This window comes from Bradyrhizobium sp. USDA 4506, from assembly GCF_054058795.1.
The window spans coordinates 537903-556656 of sequence record NZ_JBSSBM010000002.1; the positions used below are offsets into that span (position 1 = coordinate 537903).

The 18754-nt window shown below is 64.7% G+C and carries 17 protein-coding genes; 6 read left to right on the plus strand and 11 right to left on the minus strand.

The window, feature by feature from the left end:
- Window positions 1-137 precede the first annotated feature (137 nt).
- The 8 genes from ACVIHF_RS04930 to ACVIHF_RS04965 are packed head-to-tail and all read right to left on the minus strand — an operon-like array spanning window position 138 to window position 8898.
- Window positions 138-884 (minus strand): NAD(P)H-dependent oxidoreductase, encoded by a 747-nt coding sequence (locus ACVIHF_RS04930; RefSeq protein ID WP_253603251.1) that lies wholly within the window; start codon window positions 882-884, stop codon window positions 138-140.
- Window positions 885-888: 4 nt separating this feature from the next.
- Window positions 889-2049 carry an ABC transporter substrate-binding protein gene (locus ACVIHF_RS04935; protein WP_253603249.1) on the minus strand — a complete coding sequence of 387 codons (1161 nt, stop codon included), beginning with the start codon at window positions 2047-2049 and terminating at the stop codon, window positions 889-891.
- 34 nt (window positions 2050-2083) lie between these two features.
- Window positions 2084-3130 carry a branched-chain amino acid ABC transporter permease gene (locus tag ACVIHF_RS04940; protein WP_253603247.1) on the minus strand — a complete coding sequence of 349 codons (1047 nt, stop codon included), beginning with the start codon at window positions 3128-3130 and terminating at the stop codon, window positions 2084-2086.
- The gene (locus ACVIHF_RS04945) at window positions 3130-4002 is read right to left on the minus strand and encodes a branched-chain amino acid ABC transporter permease (RefSeq protein ID WP_456791818.1); all 873 of its coding nucleotides are present in this window, start codon (window positions 4000-4002) and stop codon (window positions 3130-3132) included. Before ACVIHF_RS04945 ends, ACVIHF_RS04940 begins: the two co-directional genes overlap by 1 nt.
- Window positions 4003-5937 (minus strand): AMP-dependent synthetase/ligase, encoded by a 1935-nt coding sequence (locus ACVIHF_RS04950; protein WP_456791819.1) that lies wholly within the window; start codon window positions 5935-5937, stop codon window positions 4003-4005.
- Window positions 5937-6731 carry an ABC transporter ATP-binding protein gene (locus ACVIHF_RS04955; RefSeq protein WP_456791820.1) on the minus strand — a complete coding sequence of 265 codons (795 nt, stop codon included), beginning with the start codon at window positions 6729-6731 and terminating at the stop codon, window positions 5937-5939. Before ACVIHF_RS04955 ends, ACVIHF_RS04950 begins: the two co-directional genes overlap by 1 nt.
- The gene (locus ACVIHF_RS04960; RefSeq protein ID WP_456791821.1) at window positions 6728-7582 is read right to left on the minus strand and encodes an ABC transporter ATP-binding protein; all 855 of its coding nucleotides are present in this window, start codon (window positions 7580-7582) and stop codon (window positions 6728-6730) included. The genes ACVIHF_RS04955 and ACVIHF_RS04960 overlap by 4 nt, the downstream gene beginning before the upstream one ends.
- A gap of 5 nt (window positions 7583-7587) precedes the next feature.
- Window positions 7588-8898, minus strand: coding sequence for a phytoene desaturase family protein (locus ACVIHF_RS04965; protein ID WP_456791822.1), 1311 nt, complete (start codon window positions 8896-8898; stop codon window positions 7588-7590).
- Between the two features lie 246 nt (window positions 8899-9144).
- Here ACVIHF_RS04965 and ACVIHF_RS04970 point away from each other — a divergent pair, with 246 nt between their 5' ends.
- The 4 genes from ACVIHF_RS04970 to ACVIHF_RS04985 all read left to right on the plus strand — a co-directional run bounded on the left by ACVIHF_RS04970 (window position 9145) and on the right by ACVIHF_RS04985 (window position 12565).
- Window positions 9145-9780, plus strand: coding sequence for a TetR/AcrR family transcriptional regulator (locus ACVIHF_RS04970; protein ID WP_253603235.1), 636 nt, complete (start codon window positions 9145-9147; stop codon window positions 9778-9780).
- A gap of 194 nt (window positions 9781-9974) precedes the next feature.
- Window positions 9975-10463: a DUF417 family protein gene (locus tag ACVIHF_RS04975; protein WP_253603233.1), complete on the plus strand. Its 489-nt coding sequence runs from the start codon at window positions 9975-9977 to the stop codon at window positions 10461-10463.
- A gap of 525 nt (window positions 10464-10988) precedes the next feature.
- On the plus strand, window positions 10989-12119 hold the full coding sequence (locus ACVIHF_RS04980) for a serine hydrolase (RefSeq protein WP_456791823.1): 1131 nt from the start codon (window positions 10989-10991) through the stop codon (window positions 12117-12119).
- A gap of 131 nt (window positions 12120-12250) precedes the next feature.
- Entirely contained in the window at window positions 12251-12565 is a 315-nt protein-coding gene (locus ACVIHF_RS04985) for a hypothetical protein (RefSeq protein ID WP_057018843.1), read from the plus strand.
- A 10-nt stretch (window positions 12566-12575) separates the two neighbouring features.
- Here ACVIHF_RS04985 and glgA read toward each other — a convergent pair whose 3' ends face one another.
- On the minus strand, window positions 12576-14030 hold the full coding sequence (glgA, locus tag ACVIHF_RS04990; RefSeq protein ID WP_310881421.1) for a glycogen synthase GlgA: 1455 nt from the start codon (window positions 14028-14030) through the stop codon (window positions 12576-12578).
- The gene (gene glgC / locus ACVIHF_RS04995) at window positions 14027-15289 is read right to left on the minus strand and encodes a glucose-1-phosphate adenylyltransferase (RefSeq protein WP_092083855.1); all 1263 of its coding nucleotides are present in this window, start codon (window positions 15287-15289) and stop codon (window positions 14027-14029) included. The genes glgA and glgC overlap by 4 nt, the downstream gene beginning before the upstream one ends.
- Before the next feature lie 247 nt (window positions 15290-15536).
- Between glgC and ACVIHF_RS05000 the strand changes: the two genes are divergently transcribed.
- Entirely contained in the window at window positions 15537-16769 is a 1233-nt protein-coding gene (locus tag ACVIHF_RS05000; protein WP_310881422.1) for a rhodanese-like domain-containing protein, read from the plus strand.
- 522 nt (window positions 16770-17291) lie between these two features.
- On the opposite strand, the gene ACVIHF_RS05005 is transcribed toward ACVIHF_RS05000, so the two are convergent.
- Complete coding sequence (locus tag ACVIHF_RS05005) at window positions 17292-18287, minus strand: NHL repeat-containing protein (protein WP_253603224.1); 996 nt, start codon at window positions 18285-18287, stop codon at window positions 17292-17294.
- 192 nt (window positions 18288-18479) lie between these two features.
- Between ACVIHF_RS05005 and ACVIHF_RS05010 the strand changes: the two genes are divergently transcribed.
- Window positions 18480-18683, plus strand: coding sequence for a hypothetical protein (locus tag ACVIHF_RS05010; protein WP_253603222.1), 204 nt, complete (start codon window positions 18480-18482; stop codon window positions 18681-18683).
- Window positions 18684-18754 lie beyond the last annotated feature (71 nt).

Genomic DNA, 18754 nt, shown 5'->3' on the forward strand with positions numbered 1-18754 from the left:
TCGCATCGTGAGATGCGATCCGGGTGAGGGGGAGTCTCCACGAGCGTTTCTGGCAGCGCGTCTGCGGATGCGGCCCCTCACCCCAACCCTCTCCCCGTAAGAACGGGGCGAGGGAGCAGACCTACGTCCGGGTCATGTCATTTCTGGGCATGAGCGCCCTGGCCGACCGTCTGCGCCGCAATGCCCGGCTTCAGCCGCCAGTCCTCGCCAAAATCCGCGAGCGGGTGGAAGAACAGCGGCTCGGTGGTCTCGAGCTGCCGCAGCCGTTCGGCATAGTCGTTGAGATAGCGGCGCCGCGTGGCCTCGTCGACGAAGTTCACTGAATACGACACGAACGGCGGCAGCACCTTGCAGCCGGCATAGGCCAGCATGCCGTTCTGGATCGGCCACAGCACCACATCGAGCGCGCCGACCAGCCCGTCGGGCGCGCACATGCCGGGATAGGCGGCGGTCGAGGTCACGACCATGGCGCGGCGGCCGGCAAGGCCGCCGGTGTCGTAGCGGCGGCCGCTGCCGTAAATTGCGCCATTGACGAACACGCGGTCGATCCAGCCTTTCATGATGGCGGGGACGGAGAACCACCACAGCGGAAACTGCAGGATCAAGAGGTCGCACCACAGCAGCTTCTCGATCTCGGCGGCGATATCGCCGCTGAGCGCCCCGTGCTGCAGGTTGTATTTCTGCTCGCGGTCATATTGCAGCCGGTCGGGAAACCGCCGCGCGCCAAAGTCTTCGGCGGTCGCCACCGGGTTGAACCGCATGGCGTAGAGATCGGAGATTCTGACCGTGTGCCCGAGCGCGGTCAGTTCCGCCACCGACCGCGCCAGCAGTGCAGCGTTGAACGACTGCGCCTCCTGATGGGCAAAGACGATCAGGACCTTCATCTCTCTAGTTCACCGGCTTGAAGCTGAGCGTCGCGGCATCGGCCTGCATGATCTGCAGCTTCTGGTTCGAGAAGCGGACGCCGGGACCGAAGCTGATCGGCGCCATCACGCCGGTCTCGACATTCTTGGTCTTCTCCAGTTCCGAGATGGTGCAGGCCCAGGTCGGCTGCTTGCCACAGCGCTCGATTGCCGCGATCAAGACCTTCGCGGCGGCATAGCCGGTCATGGTGTAGCGGTTGATGCCCTTGAACTCGGCCTCCGACACCAGCGGCTTGGCCTTCTCGAGGAACGCCTTGCCCGCCGCGCCGGCGAACGGCTCGACATAGTCGACCGCGTAGATGCCGTCGCCGGCCGGGCCCATCAGCTTCAGCACCGGCTCGATGCGGCCGGGCCAGAAGATGCCGGTCACCGGCTTGATGTTCAATTTCTCGAGCTCTTTTGTCATCGCGATGTTCTCGGCGATGATGCCGCCGGCCAAAAATACCTCGGCGCCGGCATCCTTCAGCTGAAGCATGTCGGACGAGAAGTCCTGCTGGCCCTTCTTGTAGTTGCCGCTGTAGACGACGTTCAGATTCTTGCCCTTGACCACGGAATCGAAGCCGTCGCGCACGGTGATGCCGTAATCGTCGTCCTGGGTGATCAGGCCCCATTTCTTGCCGGGGTTCCTGTCGGCGAGGAAGTTGACGAGATGGATGATTCCCTCCTCGTAGGATTGGCCGACCACGAACACGTTCTTGCGCGCCGGCTCCCACAGGAATTTGACCGGCGCGACGTCGATCACGGTCGGGATACCGGACTTCTCCAGCACCGGCATCACAGCGATCGACTGGCCCGAGCCGGAGATGCCGAGCATCGCGAAGACCTTGTCGACGTCGATCACCTTCTTGACGCCCTGGATGGTTCGCGCTGTGACGTAGCCGTCGTCCTCCAGCACATATTTGATCTTGCGGCCGTTGATGCCGCCGGCGGCGTTGGCTTCGGCGATCGCGATCTTGTGGCCGATCGAGGCGGCGACGCCCAGCAGCGCCGGCGGGCCGGTCAGCGGCTCGACGTCGCCGATGAGGATCTCGCTGTCGGTGATCCCGGGATCGGCGGCAGCGGCGGGGCCGATTGCAAGACAGGCCGTGGAAAGCAGCAGCGCGGCCGCCGCCAGGTGTTTGATCATTGTCTCCTCCTCATGGTGTGGCGTCTTTTTTTGATTAGTAGCGCAGCGGCCAGTGCACCCAGGCCCGCCTGATGTCGTGCCAGGCGCCGACCAGCCCCCGCGGCTGGAAGCGCAGGAACAGGATGATGACGAGGCCGTAGAGCATGCTCTTCAGCTCCTGCGCGCCGGTCGTGAAGGTCGCATCCATCTGCGCGCTGAACAGGCTGAAGACGAGCCGCGTCGCCTCCGGCAGCAGCACGATCAGGATGGTACCGAGCACCGCCCCGAGCGCGGAGCCGAGCCCGCCGACGATCAGGATCGCCAACGCCTCGATCGAGAGCAGGAACGGAAAGCCCTCGACGCTGACGAAGGAGAGATAGATGCCGTACAGCGCGCCGGCGATGCCGGTGATGAATGCCGAGGTGACGAAGGCGAACAGCTTGTAGGCATGCAGGTTGATGCCCATGACGCGCGCCGCCGTGTCGTTGTCCCTGATCGCGACGAAGGCGCGGCCGACCCGGCTGCGGCGGATGTTGAGGGTGGCGAACAGCGTCAGCCCCGCGATGCCGAGGCAGAGATAGGTGAAGGCCGCATCGCCGTCGAAGCTGATGCCGAGGATCTCGGGCCGCTGCACCTGAATGCCGCGTGCGCCGTTGGTGAGCCAGCGCATCTCCAGGATCACGGTGTTGATGATGAAGGAGAAGGCGAGCGTGGTGATGGCGAGGTAAAGTCCCTTGAGCCGAAGCGACGGCGCGCCGACGATCAGGCTCGCCAGTGCCGGCACCGCGCCGGCGCCGAGGAAACCGACCAGCGGCGGCATATGGTACTTCGAGACCAGTACCGCATAGGCATAGGCGCCGGTGACGAGGAAGCCGACATGGCCGAGCGAGATCAGACCGGTGTAGCCGGTTAGAATATTGAGGCCAAGCGCGCCGGTGACCGTGATCAGGATGATCATCAGGAACGACAGCGCGTAGGAATTCAGAACGTAAGGCGCTGCGATCAGCGCCAGCAGCAACACGGCCGACCATAGCCAGACCGGCGGGGAATCGATCAGCGCAACCAGCTCGCCATAGCTCTGCTTGTAATCGCCGGTGCGCATCACACCCTCTCGATGTCACGTTCGCCGAAGATGCCGAACGGCCGGATCATCAGCACGATGATGATCATGGCAAAGCCCGCGACCTCCTTCATGCCGGAGCCGATATAGCCGCCGGCAAGGTTCTCGGTGATGCCGATCAGGAGGCCGCCGAGGCCGGAGCCGAGCACGGCGTCGAGGCCGCCCAGGATGGTGGCCGGAAACGCCTTCAGCCCGAGCTGGAACATCGCCGGCGACAGGTCGTAGGACAGCGCGAAGAACACGCCGCCGATGCCGGCGATCACCGAAGACGCGGCCCAGGCCAGCGCATGAACTCTTGTTGCGCTGATGCCCATCAACAGCACCGTGCGGTCGTCGGCTGCGACCGCGCGCATCGCAACGCCGACCTTGCTGTAACGGAAGAACGCCCAGATCGCGCCGAGCAGCAGAAGCAGTGTCGCGATCACGGCAATCTGCCCGGTACGCACGCCGATGCCGCCGAGATGCACGATGCCGCGGCCGATGCCGATATCGAGGCCGTGCGGGTAGGCGTCCCAGATGAAGTTGATGGCGGAGCGCAGGATCACGGCGAGCCCGATCGTGACCATCACGGTCGCGAATACCGGCTCGCCCAGCATCGGCCGCATCACGAGGCGCTCGATGATCAGCCCGAGCAGGACAGCGGCGAGAATCGCGCCCACCGCGACGACGAACACATTGCCGCTGACCGTCGTCGAGATCGTCCAGGCGATATAGGCCGTGATCATGGTCATCTCGCCCTGTGCGAAATTGACCAGCCCGGTGGACTTGTAGATCACCGCAAAGCCCATCGCGATCAGCCCGTAGATCGCGCCGATTGCAAGCCCCGAGATCAGCAGCTGGATCAGATACTGCATTCAGCCCTCCGCCCGGTAGATGATGGCGAGCTCGCGGGCGAACTTCTTCTCGATCATGGCGCGGCGTACCTTCTGGGTGGCGGTCAATTCGCCGTCGTCATGGTCGAGCTCCTTTTCCAGGATGGCGAACCGCCTGATGTTCTCGACCCGGGCGAACCGCTTGTTGGTCTCGTTGACGACGCGCTCGACCAGCTCATTCACTTCGGGAAGCTGCGACAGCGATTTGTAGTTGGTGTAGGCGAGCGCCCGGTCGCGCGCCCAGCGGCCGACATTGTCGTAGTCGACCTGGATGATGGCGCCGAGATACTTCTTGGCCTCGCCGACCACGATCGCTTCCTTGATGAATTCGGAATCCTTCAGCGCGTTCTCGATCTCCGACGGCGCGATGTTCTTGCCGCCAGCGGTAATGATGATCGCCTTCTTGCGGTCGACCACGGCGATCTCGCCATTGTCGAGGATATCGATGATGTCGCCGGTGCGCAGCCAGCCGCCTTGCTCCAGCGAGGCGGTCGAGGCCTTCTCGTCGAGAAAGTAGCCCTTGAAGACGCCGGGGTTGCGCAGCAGGATCTCGCCGTCGGTGTCGCACTTCCATTCGGTCTGGGGCAGCGGCACGCCGCAGCCGCCGATCCGGTGATGGCTTTCGATCTGGATGAAGGCGACGCCGCCGCTTTCGGTGAGGCCGTAGCCCTGCGACACCGGGCGGCCGATGATGTCGAAGAAGCGCAGCGTCTCCGGCGAGATCGAGGCGCCGGCGCAGAGCCGGTGCCGGCTGTAGGCGAAGCCGAGATGGCGCTGCAAATTGCGCAACATCAGGAGATAGAGCAGCCCATAGGCGACGCGGTCGAGCACATTGGCCCTGCCGGCCTGCCGACGGTCGGACAGCGTGCGGCCCCAGGCGAGGCAGGCCCTGGTGAAGCTCTGGCGCAGGCGGCCACTCTCGCCGAGGCGGAACAGAAAGCCCTGCTGCAGCTTCTCATAGATGCGCGGCACGCCGACGAAGAAGGTCGGTGCGATCTCGCGGATGTTGATCGCGACGGTGTCGATCGATTCGGCAAAGGAGACGGTGCCGCCGAGCACCAGATGGGTCACGGTGCCGTAGCAGCGCTCGGCGACGTGGCACAGCGGCAGGTAGCTCACCGCCTCGAACGGCTTGTCGGCAATGCCCACGGTCCTGGCGTAGGCATAGGCGGCGTAGACGAGATTGCGATGGGTCAGCATCGCGCCCTTGGGCGGACCTGTCGTGCCCGAGGTGTAGACGAGGATGCAGACGTCGTCGGGTGCACCTTGATTCATCAGGCGTTCGAGCGTCGCGTCGGCCTCCGGATTCTGCTGGGCGTAGGCCTTGCCGCGCTCGCACAATGCGGCGAACGACATCAGCTCCGATTGCTGGTAATGCCGCAGGCCCTTCATGTCGACGCAGACGATAGCCTCGAGGTCCGGCAGGCCGCCATTATTGGCCATCGCGTCGAGCACCTTGTCGGTCTGCTCCTGGTCGCCGGTGACGACGATGCGGGCGCCCGAATGCTTGACGATATATTGCAGCTCGACCCAGGGATTGGTCGGATAGATGCCGACCGCGACCGCGCCGATCATCTGCGCGCCGAGATCGGCATAGAACCATTCAGGCGTGTTCTCGCCGGCGATGGCGATGCGGTCGCCCGGCTTGATGCCGAGCGAGAGCAGACCGAGCGCCACCGCGCGCGCGGTGTCGTAATAGTGCCGCCAGGAATAGGGATTCCAGATGCCGTAGTCCTTCTCGCGCAGCGCCAGCGCCTCGCCGTGCATCGCTGCGCGCTGCCGTAGCAATTGCGGGATAGTGATGGCGGCATCCGCAAGCGTAGCCTGCAACGCGTCGGCGCCGGCTGCCGGTGGGTTGCGCGGCGTGCTCGCTTGCAGCGGCGGATGAGCGGTGCGCAGGCTGTCCAGCGTCGACATCACGCGCCCACCTTTGCCATCGCTCCAGTGCGCTGGCCGCCGAGATAGGCCTCCGCGACCGCCGGATCGCGCTTGATTTCGCCAGGCGCGCCTTCGGCGATCTTGCGGCCGAAATTCAGCACATGGACGCGGTCGGAGATGTCCATCACGATGCGCATCTCGTGCTCGATCATCACGACGGTGATGCCGAGCTCGTCGCGGATGTCGAGCACGAAGCGCGCAATGTCCTCGGTCTCCTCCTGGTTCATGCCGGAGACCATCTCGTCCAGCAGCAACAGCTTCGGCTCGCAGGCGAGCGCGCGGGCGAGCTCGACGCGCTTTTGCTGGCCGTAGGACAGCGTGCCGACCACGGCGTCCCTGATATGCTCGATCTCGAGAAATTCGATGATGTGCTCGACGCGCTGCCGTGCCGCGATTTCCTCCTTGCGGGTACGTCCGTAAAACCACATCGCATCGAGCACGGTCGAGCGGAGGTGGGTGTGGCGGCCGGTCAGGATGTTCTCGACCACGGTGCCGTGCTTGAACAGCGCGAGATTCTGGAAGGTGCGGCCGATACCGACGGCGGCGAATTTCCACGGCGAGATCGTCGAGAGGTCGATGCCGTCGAACGTGATGCGGCCGCCGCTCGGCCGCAGCACGCCCGAGATCATGTTGAACAGCGTGGTCTTGCCGGCGCCGTTCGGACCGATCACGCTGCAGATCTCGCCGGGCGCGACGCGCAGGCTGGCATCGGCGACCGCCTGCAGGCCGCCGAAGCGCTTTGACAGATTCTCGACCGTGAGCAGCGCGGTCACGACAGCCACCGCTTGCGGCGCTTGTAGTGCTTCACGTCGCGCAGGCTCTTGCGACCGGTGGAGGAGACGCCGAGATAGAATTCCTGGACGTCCTCGTTGGCGGTGAGCCTCGCTGCCGTGCCGTCGAGCACGACGCGGCCGGTCTCCAGGATGTAGCCGTAGTCGGCGATGTCGAGTGCGCGCTGCGCGTTCTGCTCGACCAGCAGCACCGTCATCTTCAGTTCGTCGCGCAGCCGGACGATCACCTCATAGATGCGGTCGATGATCAGCGGCGCGAGCCCGAGCGACGGCTCGTCGAGCGCCAGCAGCACGGGATCGGTCATCAACGCGCGGCCGATCGCTAGCATCTGCTGCTCGCCGCCGGACATGTAGCCGGCGATCTGGTCGCGCCGCTCATATAGCCGCGGAAACAGCGCGAACACCTTGTCGCGGCGCTCGCGCGCCTCGGCGCTGGTCCTGGTGTAGCCGCCCATTTGCAGGTTCTCGTCGATGGTGAGCGCCGCGAACACGCGGCGGCCCTCCGGCACCTGCACGATGCCGCGGCGGACCAGTGCGTCCGGCGCAAGGCGATGCACCTCGTCACTACGGAAGCGGATGCTGCCGTTCTCGATCACGCCTTCCTCGGTATAGAGGATGCCGGACATCGCCTTCAGCAGCGTCGATTTGCCGGCGCCGTTGGAGCCGAGCAGGGCGACGATGCTGCCCTCGGGCACCGCGATCGAGATGTCGCGGATCGCCTCGATCGCATTGTCGTAGACGATCCGGATGTTGCGGAATTCGAGCAAGCCATCCTGCGCCGGCGCGGCCTGCGGCGCTGGTTGCGGCGTCGGATGCGGGATGGTGGTCGGCATCGCGTTCAGACCCCGCCTGCTGACCGGCGAGGGCGCGCGGCGAGGATCGCATCGGTGACGAGCTTGGCGGTCTCGGCGCAGGCCTGCGTGCCGCCATTGCCATATTGCTTCACCGCGTCGCCGACGCACCACAGGCCCTCGATACCGGTCTCGCGCGGCAAATCGTAGCCGGCGCAACTCCGTTGTGCCGGCCAGTCGTCGCGCATCACCCGGATCGACAGGATTTTGGCCTGGTCGAAATTCGCGAACTGCTCGCGCAGATCCTCGAGCGCGAGCTGGACTTCTGCATCGGAGTCGAAATCGCCGAGCGCGGGCACCGGCACGGCATAGGCGACATAGAGGTGCCAGCCGGGCGGCGCCAATTCCGGACAGGTGGCCGAGAGGTTGGCCATGTTGCAGAGCCGGCGCGTCTTGCCGAAGGTGACGATGCCGGGATGATTGATCAGCGGCTCGCGGCTCGCGACATTGATGACGATGTTGGCGGCCGGGCGGAGGTCGTTCTTCACCCTGGCGATATAATCCGCCGGGAACGCCTCGCTGCCGGCAAGCGCGACCGTGGCCTTCGGTCCCGCATTGCTGATCACGAGATCGGTGTCGATCCGCACCCGCTCGCCGTTCCTGAGCACGGTGACGCCTTCGACCTTGCCGTTCGCGGTGTGGATCGTGGTCGCCGGTGTTTCGAGCCAGATGTCGCCATTGCGCCTGACAGCGTTGCCGAGGCTGTTCCAGACCCCGATCGTGCCCTGCGGGCAGAAGCCGAATTTCTTGAAGGCGCCCTTGCTGGTGAAATAGGTGAGGAAGGCGCGGGCCGGCAGCTCCGCGGCGTTGCAGGCGAAGATCGCCGCGCAGAGATTGCGGAACAGCGCGTGCACGGTGGCGTTGCTGGTGTAGCCCTTCAGCCAGTCCTCGGTCGATTGCCGCCCGTCGGGCAGGTTGCCGGAGCGGGCGTCGGCGAATTTCTCCAGGATGCGCGAGGCCTGCTTGGTCAGTTGCCCGAGCAGCAGCGACCAGCCGCCGCGGCCGACATCGATCACCTTGCCGTCGATGAAGAACGAGCTCGCGGGCTCCGGCGCGCGGATGTCGAGCGGGGCGCCGACGGTGTGGAAGGTTTCCTCGAACACGCCACCGAACTCGATCGCGATCGCGCCGATGTTGACCTTGAAGCCGTCGATCTCCTTGGTCGAGGCGCGTCCGCCGAGCCGGTCCTTGTCGTCGACGACGAGCGTATGCAGCCCGCCATGGGCGAGGCGCGCCGCGGCGCACAGCCCGCCGGCGCCGGCTCCGATCACGACAGCATCGATCCTCTGAGAATCCACGCGCAACCTCCCGCGATGCCGCCGGGTTGCTCCCGGCGTGCGCAATCCGCTTGCTTGATGGAAGGTAGTCTAATATAATCCGACCGGTCGTTCAAATTATTTTTTGAGCAGGTCGCTCGTCGCACGGGCGATCGAAGAGTTCTGGTGGATGGTGCCCGAAGGGGAGGAGAGCCTGGGGCTGCGGTAGTATAGAGAGAGGCAGTCGCCCGATTCCGGCGGCGCCGATGGTGCACGAGAGAGACGGCAATGGCGCGGACGCGCTCAGAGAATTACGACGAGATTCAGCGGAACATTCTCACCACTGCCTGCGGCCTGTTCGCGCGGCAGGGCTACATGCGTGCCTCGATCGCCGACCTTGCGGATGCCTGCAAGCTGTCGCGCGGCGCGCTGTACCATTATTTCGATTCCAAGGAAGCGATCCTGTTCGCGATCCTCGACGCCCACATCCGCGAGATGATCACCGACGTCGAGGCCGCGATGGCCGCAAAGGCGACGACGCTGGAGCAGTTCCGCGCCGCGATCCAGGCCATCGTCGCGCTGAATGCGCGTTCGAGCGATGAGCAGCGCGTGATCCTCAACGACCTCTCGTTCCTAGGCGAGACCGAGCAGGATGCGATCAAGGCGCTGGAGCGCCAGCTGGTCGACACGGTCTCGGATCTGCTGGTCAAGCTCGACAAGGAAGGCAAGATCGTCAAGCGGACCAAGAAGATCTACAGCATGATGCTGTTCGGCATCCTGAACTTCAGCCACACATGGTACGATCCGAAGGGCGGGATCGATCCAGGGGAGTTCGCCGACATGGTGGTGGACCTGTTCCTGTACGGCTTCACCATGCCGGTGCCGGCAAAGGACGCCGCGCGTGCGCTGCGCCAGCGCGCGTGAGGCCATCGCGGCGCGCTTCGCGACCTCGCGCCGAAGACATCTCTCGCAGCGATTATTCCTCATCTCATCTGCACATCATCGTGAAGGCCGAGACGCTGTCCCGCGTAACGAACGCGCGGCGCGCTGCGTAGTTCTGCCACGAACGCCGCATCAGCGGCTGATGATGACATCGCAGCGAGGGAAGAAACAACCGCATGAATCTGTCGTTCAACATCGCCGAACAGGGCGAGGGGTCTTATCGAGCGCTCGCGATCCTGCGCTGGGTCATGGTCGTGATCTTCGTGTCGTTCGGCATGCAGAAATTCACGCTGCAGTCGGCGCAAGGCATCGCGCAGTTCATCAGCAACAGCCCGTTCATCTCGTGGCTGTCGGTGTTCGGTCTCCGGGGCGAGGCCTATGTGCTCGGGGTGGCCGAGTTCGGCATTGCGGCGCTGCTCGTCGCCGGCGCGTTCAGCCCGCTTCTCTCGGCGATCGGCGCGCTGATGGGCGTCATCACCTTCGCGGTGACGTGGTCGTTCTTTTTCACGACGCCGGGGGTGGTCAAATGGAGCCTGTCGACCGATCCGATGGCCTGGAACCTGGCCGGCGAGTTCCTGTTCAAGGACATCGTGCTTCTGTGCGTCTGCCTCGTGCTGCTGTTGGCGTCGTTGCCGCGGTCGATCGTCCGCTCGCGCGCCAAATAGGTGTCGCGCCGCGCATCGATGGTTAACCAATGGTTAAACAGTCATCGCGCGCATCCGGCATCTGGAACAGGACAAAACGTCGCGGACGACCGTGTCTTGAAAATCGAATCCGATCGGCTTATGCAACCTTCGATTGACGAATTGTTGCTAGGAAGAAACGTCCCCGGTTGGGAGCGGAATGTGACGAAGTCAGAAATATCCTTGGCCCGATCGGCAAGCGCCGATCTTGCCTTTTCGTCGAAGCCCACTCCCGTCATTTTCAAACGTCCCGCATTTTTTAGTTCGATTGCAGTTCCCGCACCGTGGCTGGAGTGGGAGGGCGGTCGCGATCGCGGCATCCGGAAGTGACCACCGGAACAGCGATCGGGCCGCCCCGTCCCCAGCCGGGCGGGTAACGGCGCAAGACGCGCAATCGTGAATTCGGACGCTTGGGTTCCACCGCTAGGATCGTGATGTCGCCATCTCTCGATGGTGAACAGACTAGTCTGCAGGTCGCATCGCAACATCGTCCCGATTTCGTTCATCATGAGACAATGGCTCACCGTTCGGATCGCGGCCGTCCTGTTCGTGGTCGCTGGTAGCGTGCTTGGGGTGGCGCGCGCGGATTCCGACATGGATGCGCAGATCAGGGACATCGTCACGACGGAACTCGCGCCGACCGCGACTGCGGCCGACCCGGGCGGCCTCGCCGCGGCGGTCTATGCCGGCGGGCGGGTCGCGTTCTTCAACTACGGTTTCGCTGATGACTCAGCGAAGCGACCGGTCACCCCGGACACGCTGTTCAACCTCGCCTCGTTGCGCAAGCTGTTCGAGGCGACGCTGGTCGCGCTCGGCACGGAGCGTGGCGAATTGCGGCTGGACGATCCGGTCAGCAAGTATCTGCCCGAGCTCAACGGCAACTACGTCAGCCGCGTCACCATCGGCGAACTCGTCAATCATACGTCGGGGCTGCTGCTGCCGACCGATCATCCGCCATGGCCGGTCGGGACCTTCAGCCGTGATCAGTTCATCGCGATGCTCAATGCATGGACGCCGCCGGCAGGAGAGCAGCCGGGCAAGCAGCGCATCTACAGCCATGCCGGCTATGTCCTGCTGCAGCTGGTGCTGGAGCGGCGCTATGAGATGCCGATCGCGACGTTGATCGGGAGCCGCATCCTCAAGCCGCTCGGAATGACGTCGACCTTCGTTCCGGACCGCAGCGAGGACAACCGCGCGAGGATGGCGCCCGAGCTGATGCAGCGTGTGGTTCAGGGCTACTCCCACGACGGCACGGCGATCGGTCCGCCGGGCAATCAGCAGCGCTATTACGATTTTCCAGGCACCGGCCAGATGTTCTCATCGGCGCGCGATCTCGGCATATTGCTAGGCGCCTGCCTCGACGGCGCGGTGATCGATCCCGAATTGCGCGCAGCGTTGCAGATGACCGAGCGGGAGAGTTTTCGCGTCGACGAAAAGTTCGGCCAGGCGATGGCATGGGAGCATGTGCGGCTGGACGGCATCACCGTGATCGACAAGCCGGGCGGTCTCAATAACGCCTCGGCCTATGTCGGCCTGGTGCCGGCGCGCAGGCTCGGCATCGTGCTGCTCGCCAATCGCGGCGACTATCCGCACGAGATCGCGCGCTACAGGATCTTGCCGGCCCTCGCGCGACTTTAATCGCAGGACGTGCCAGTCCAATGACACGGCCTGCGCGGCAGGGCAGAGGATGCATGCAAAAATCGCGATGGCGCGGAACCATGATCGGCTGTATAAGCCGGTAGCTTCTTCTCCATTTTGAAGAGGCTGATATGACCGATCTGTATCCTGATTTGCACAATTGGCTTTCGCAACAGCCCCATGGGCTGCGAACCTTCAGGACCTTCCAGCAAAAACTCGAGATTCTGAGCAAGGACGACCCGGAGCAACGCGGCGTTTGCCGGCTGCTGAGCGGTCTCGTCGGCAATTACGTCGAAACTTTCGACGAGGAGCCGCTGCCCGTCGCGGTCGCCGACCGCGCCTATGGCCGGCTGCTCGATCTCGTCGCAAGCCTTGATCTCAAGGGAAATCCCGACCGGCGCCTCGCCGACATCAACCGCATCGCGTCCTGCGATCTGCTGAACTGATCGCGGCGGCTTAGCGCCGCATCGTCGCGAGCTCGCGATAGAGCGCGGCGTAGCGGCCGGCGCGATTGTGCCAGGAGACATCGGTGGCCATGCCGGCCTGCTGCAGCCGGCGCCACGTCACCTTGTCGTTGAACAGCAGGTTTGCCTTGCGCAAGCCATGGGCAAGCGCATCCGAGGTTACGGGTGCGAACTTGACGCCGGTCGGCGCATCGCCGGTGATCGCGACTTCGTCGAAGTCGAGCACAGTGTCGGCAAGGCCACCGACATTGGCGACAACAGGGACCGCGCCGTAGCGCAGCGCGCACAGCTGGGTGAGGCCGCACGGCTCGAAGCGCGACGGCACTGCGAGCGCGTCCGCGCCGGCCTGGATCAGATGCGCCAGCGCCTCGTCGTAGCCGATCACGACCGCGATCCGTCCGGGATTGTCGCGCGCCAGCGCGGTGTAGCGGTCCTGCAGGTCGCGATCGCCGCTGCCGAGCAGCGCAAGCTGAATGCCTTCGCCGAGCAGCGTCGGAATGTTCTCGAGCAGCAGGTCGAGGCCCTTCTGCCATGATAGCCGGCTGATGACGCCGAGCAGCATCGCATCCGGCGCCGGATCGAGCCCGAAGCGCCGCTGCAGCGCCGCCTTGTTCACCGCGCGATCCGCCGGCTGCTCGGAGCTGAAGCGCGCCGCGATATCGGGATCGGTGGCCGGATTCCACACCGATATGTCGATGCCGTTGAGGATGCCGCTCAGCACGTCGGCGCGTTCGCGCAAGAGGCCGCCGAGCCCCATGCCGCCCTCGTCGCTTTGAATCTCCCGCGCATAGGTCGGCGACACCGTGGTGATGCGGTCGGCGAATTGCAGGCCGGCCTTCAACAGGCTGATGGTGCCGTAATATTCGACGCCGTGGAGCGCGTAGGATTCGCCCGGCAGGCCGAACGCGGCAAGCATGTCCGGCGAGAACTGGCCCTGATAGGCGAGGTTGTGCACGGTCATCACCGTGCCGGGCCGTGGTTGCCCGGCATAATGCAGGAGGGCGGGTGCGAGGCCCGCCTGCCAGTCATGCGCATGCACGATGTCGGGGACGAAGGAGGTGATCGCGCCCTGGCCGATCTCCGCCGCCATCCGCGACAGCGCGGCAAAGCGGATGCCGTTGTCCGGCCAGTCGCGTCCGTCCGGGCCGACATAGGGATTGCCGGGCCGCGCATAGAGATGCGGCGCGTCGAGCGCGAACAGATCGAGGCCATCATGCGTGCCGCCCAGCACGCGGATCGGCCCGCCGTAGAATTCCGGCCGGTGCAGCAGCGTCTCCGCCGCGGCCAGCGCCTTGAGCACGTCGGGATAGCCGGGCACCAGCGTCCGCGTCGTGACGCCGTGTTGCTTCAGCGCCGCTGGCAGCGCGCCGACCACGTCGGCAAGGCCGCCGGTCTTGACGATCGGGTAGACTTCAGAGGCGACTGCGAGGACGCGGATGGGCGTCATGTCCCCAGCCTGTCGATCATCGACTGCGTGATCAGCGTGATGCCGTTCTCGGTGGTGCGGAAGCGCTTGCCGTCGAATTCGGGATCCTCGCCGACCACGAGCCCTTCCGGAATCCTCACCCCGCGATCGATCACGACGTTTCGGAGCCGTGCTCCGCGGCCGACATTGACATAGGGCATGATCACCGCATTCTCGATATTGGCGTAGGAATTGACGTGCACGCCGGTGAACAGCAGGGAGCGGCGCAGCGACGCGCCCGAGATGATGCAGGCACCCGAGACCAGCGAGGTCACCGCCTGGCCGCGTCGTCCGTCCTCGTCATGCACGAACTTGGCGGGCGGGGTGATCTCGGCATAGGTCCAGATCGGCCATGATCGATCGTAGAGGTCGAGCTCGGGCACCACGTCGGTGAGATCGATATTGGCGCCCCAATAGGCATCGACGGTGCCGGCATCGCGCCAGTAGGAGCGGGGATCGTCGCCGGAGCGGACGCAGGAATCGTTGAACTGATGCGCGATCGCCCGGCCGTGCTTCACGATATAGGGGATGATGTCCTTGCCGAAATCGTGGGCCGAGTTCGGGTCAACGGCATCGCGGCGCAACTCGTCGAACAGGAATTCCGAATTGAAGACATAGATGCCCATGCTGGCCAGCGACTTGTCGGGCTTGCCGGGCATCGGCGGCGGATCGGCGGGTTTCTCGAGGAAGGATTGGATCAGGCCGGTCTCGTCGATATGCATGATGCCGAAGGCGCTGGATTCAGCCCGCGGCATTTCAAGGCAGCCGACCGTGACATCGGCGCCGCTTTCGACATGCTGCTTCAGCATGATCTCATAATCCATCTTGTAGACGTGGTCGCCGGCGAGCACCAGGATGTACTTGGTGCCGTGCGCTTCGAGGATGTCGATGTTCTGGTAGACCGCGTCGGCCGTGCCGACATACCACATCGTTTCGGAGACGCGCTGGCTTGCGGGCAGGATGTCGAAACTCTCGTTTCGCTCCGGCCGGAAGAAGTTCCAGCCGCCTTGCAGATGCCGGATCAGGCTGTGCGCCTTGTACTGGGTCGCCACCGCGATGCGGCGGATGCCTGAATTCACCGCATTGGATAGCGCGAAATCGATGATGCGCGACTTGCCGCCGAAATAGACCGCGGGCTTGGCGCGTTTGTCGGTGAGCTCCTGAAGTCTGCTGCCGCGTCCGCCGGCCAGCACGAAGGCGAGGGCGTGACGCGACAAGGGTTCATTTCCGACGGATCTCATGGTCATCCTCCCAGAACTTCAGGCTGGCCCCGCTACCTTCTCTTGTCCGGAAGGCCTGATCGGGCGCCAACGGGGCCGATTGGGAACGTAGCAAGCGCATCCCGGTTGAGCAAAGCGGGATGGCGGGCTTTCGTTCCCCGGACCCCCGCTCGTGAAGATCGGGGTTGCGGGCCGGTTAAAGCTATTGACGAGACGTGATTTCCGCCTAGAGCAAGCCTGCCGTTTTCTTCTGTCAGGCCAGCATTCCATGACACTTGCTTCCGTCACGCCCCAGGACATCCGCGCAACGCTGCTGCTGCGCCGGGAGATCGCGCTGCTCGACGTCAGGCATGAGGCGGAATTCGCCACCGGCCATCCGCTGTTTGCCGCCAACATGGCGGCCGGCCGGATCGCGCTCGAAGCCGAGCTGCGATTGCCGCGCAAGGACGTGCCGATCGTCCTCTATGACAATGGCGAGGGGGTGGTCGCTGCCGCAGCGGAGCAGTTGATGGCGCTGGGCTATGGCAATGTCGCCGCGCTCGCCGGCGGCTTGCAGGGCTGGAAGGCAGCTGGCTACGAGGTGTTCGAGGACGTCAATTCCTACGCCAAGGCGTTCGGCGAGCTGGTCGAGTCGCGCAGGCACACGCCGTCGCTGAGCGCCGACGAGGTCGCCGCGCTGATCTCGGACAAGGCCAACATCGCGATCCTCGATGTCCGCCGCTTCGACGAATATGCCACCATGAACATCCCGGGCTCGGTCAGCGTGCCCGGCGCCGAGCTGGTGCTGCGCGCCGGCGGCGCGGCGCCGGATCCCGACACCACCATCATCGTCAACTGCGCCGGCCGCACCCGCTCGATCATCGGCACGCAGTCGCTGATCAATGCCGGACTGCCCAACAAGGTGCGGGCGCTGCGCAACGGCACGATCGGCTGGACGCTGGCGAAGCACGATCTCGAGCACGGCGCCGGCAAGCGCGGCGGCATCGGTCCGTTCGAGGGCGCTGGCGACAATGCGCGCGACGTCGCCTATCGCGCCGGCGTCCGTCACATCGGGATCGATGAACTCGCCGCGCTGGACGAGGACGCGCACCGTACGCTGTATCGCTTCGACGTGCGCGATGCCGAGGAATACGCGGCCGGTCACCTTGGCGGCTTCCGCCACTATGCCGGCGGCCAGCTGGTGCAGGAAATCGACATGGCCGCTCCCGTGCGCGGCGCGCGCATCGTGCTGAGCGACAACAAGAACATCCGCGCCGACATGACGGCGTCCTGGCTCGCGCAGATGGGCTGGGAGGTCTATGTGCTCGAGGGCGGCTATGACGGCCGGCTCGAAGTCGGCACGCCGCGCATCGTGCCGCGGCCCGATCCCGCGCACCGCTACCGGCGCCCCTATGAAGGCACCGGCGTCGCGGAGCAGGCGATGCAGGCCTATCTCGATTGGGAGTACGGCCTCGTCGAGCAGCTGCGCCGCGACGGCACGCACGGGTTCTATGTGATCTAGCAGATGACGTGGTGACGGCGGGGCGACCGCATCGGTGCCGAGACGCAGGGGCGCACTGCCAAAATATCGAAAACAACCCCATGCAAAGGAGCCGGTGGCCGCCGGCGGACACGGCAACTTGACTCGTCGGGCAAATCAGTGGTACTTTTCCATTATTCAGAAATCGTGCCGGCATGGTCGTTCCTGCGAGAGCAGGGACCCATAACCACAAATGCCAATTGCTGGGCGATGCTGGAACGACGAATTCCTTCAACAAGGTCCGCCGCGGAGTATGGGTCCCTGCTCCCGTGCGCAATTGCGCACTAGGCAGGGACGACGTGTTGGAGGAGCCGCGGGCTCTCATCTCTCCGGTGCCACGCCCCGCACAGGCATCCAGTACGGCGCGGCCTTAAGCACGAACGCCGTGAGGAGTCGGATCGCATCTATCGATGCGACCCGACCTAACAGCGAGCTTCGCTCGTCTCGACCCCGCAAGCCGGGGAGATACACCGAGTTTGCTGCGAAGCGTAACCCAGCCCGCCGCTATTTCGGCAACGCCACCGGCGTCAGCTTGAACGGGCCGGGGTCCTTGCCCTTGTTGTCGCCGATCACGTAGGACAGCTTGCCCTCGGCGACCCAGCCGACATCGCCGACCTGCGTCACCGAGACCGGCTCGGCGAGGCCATCCTTGATGGTGTCGATGGTAGCCTCGCTGCCCTTCACCGTGACCTTGTCGAGCTTGCCGTTGCCCTCGATCAGCAGGAAGCCGCCGCCATGCGCCCGCAACGCGTCGGCGTGGTCGAGCGGCCGCGACGGCTTCAGCTCGGTCACGGCGCCGGCCTTGCCGTCCTTCATCTCGATCTTGAACAGTTTTGCGGGAATGAAGGTGGTGACATAAAGATTGCCGTCGGCGCCGATCGCGATGCCGTCGAGCCCGACGCCGTCCTTGGCGGGCGCGAGCTGCGGATCGGTCGCGAACGTCGCCAGCGCGGTGCCGCCCGCCTTCAGGCTGTAGACGAACGGCGCAAAGGAATCGCTCACATAGGCGGTGCCGTCGGCACCGACCACGATGTCGTTGCAGAACGATTTCGGATCGCTCAAGGCAAAGCTGCCCTTCGGCGCGCCGCTCTTGAGATCGAAGGTTTTCAGCCAGGCGCCCTTGGTGTCGCTCGGCCCCGCCACGCCCATAGCGCTGATGTCGTTGGAGCAGACATAGAGCGTGCCGCTCTTCTCGTCGGCGAGCACGCCCAGCGTCGAGCGGCTGTCGGCGGCGCCCGGCTTGACCAGCTGCTCGGCCTTGCCGCCCGAGATCTTGGTCACGCCGCCATGGTTGAAGCTGCCGACGTAGAGCGTCCCGTCGGAAGTCGAGGTCACGCTCTCCGGAAAACTCTTGTCGGGAACGCCGACCGCAGCTGTTTCGGCGCGCACTGCGCCGGCCGCACCGAGCGCAAGGATGATGGCCGCTAGCGATGCGCGGCGGATCTTGAGCAGTTCTCCCGTTGCGCGCGGACGTCCCGCGTCGCCATTGTTCTTTATCATGATCGCGTTTCCTCAATGAACCTGGTTGGACCAGGCAGGATTTTCTTGGCGATCGTCTCCGGTCGATGGTTGTTGTCTGCAGGGTTCCCGACCGGATTGTTCACCCGCCTGCCTTGTCGTCACGATATATACGATAGTATATAGCGTGAGGGAAGCAGCGGAGAGGAAGCTGCGACGGCTGGAGAGCGCGTCATGGAACGGGAATTGGCGTTGCGCCATCAATGCGTGTGCTGCGGTGGCATTATCGATGGGATCGTCGACGACGATGCGATCGGCCTCAATGCACGGATCGGCCTGTTTACGGACGGGTGTTCGTTCGTCTGCGACGAATGCACCGCGAGCCTGATCGCGGCCGCAGCGCGGCGCAGGCAGGAACCGGTTCGGCGGAAGTCGTAAGGCGGGAAGGTTTCCGCGTCATTGCGAGGAGCGCAAGCGACGAAACAATCCATCTATCCCCATGCGGAGAG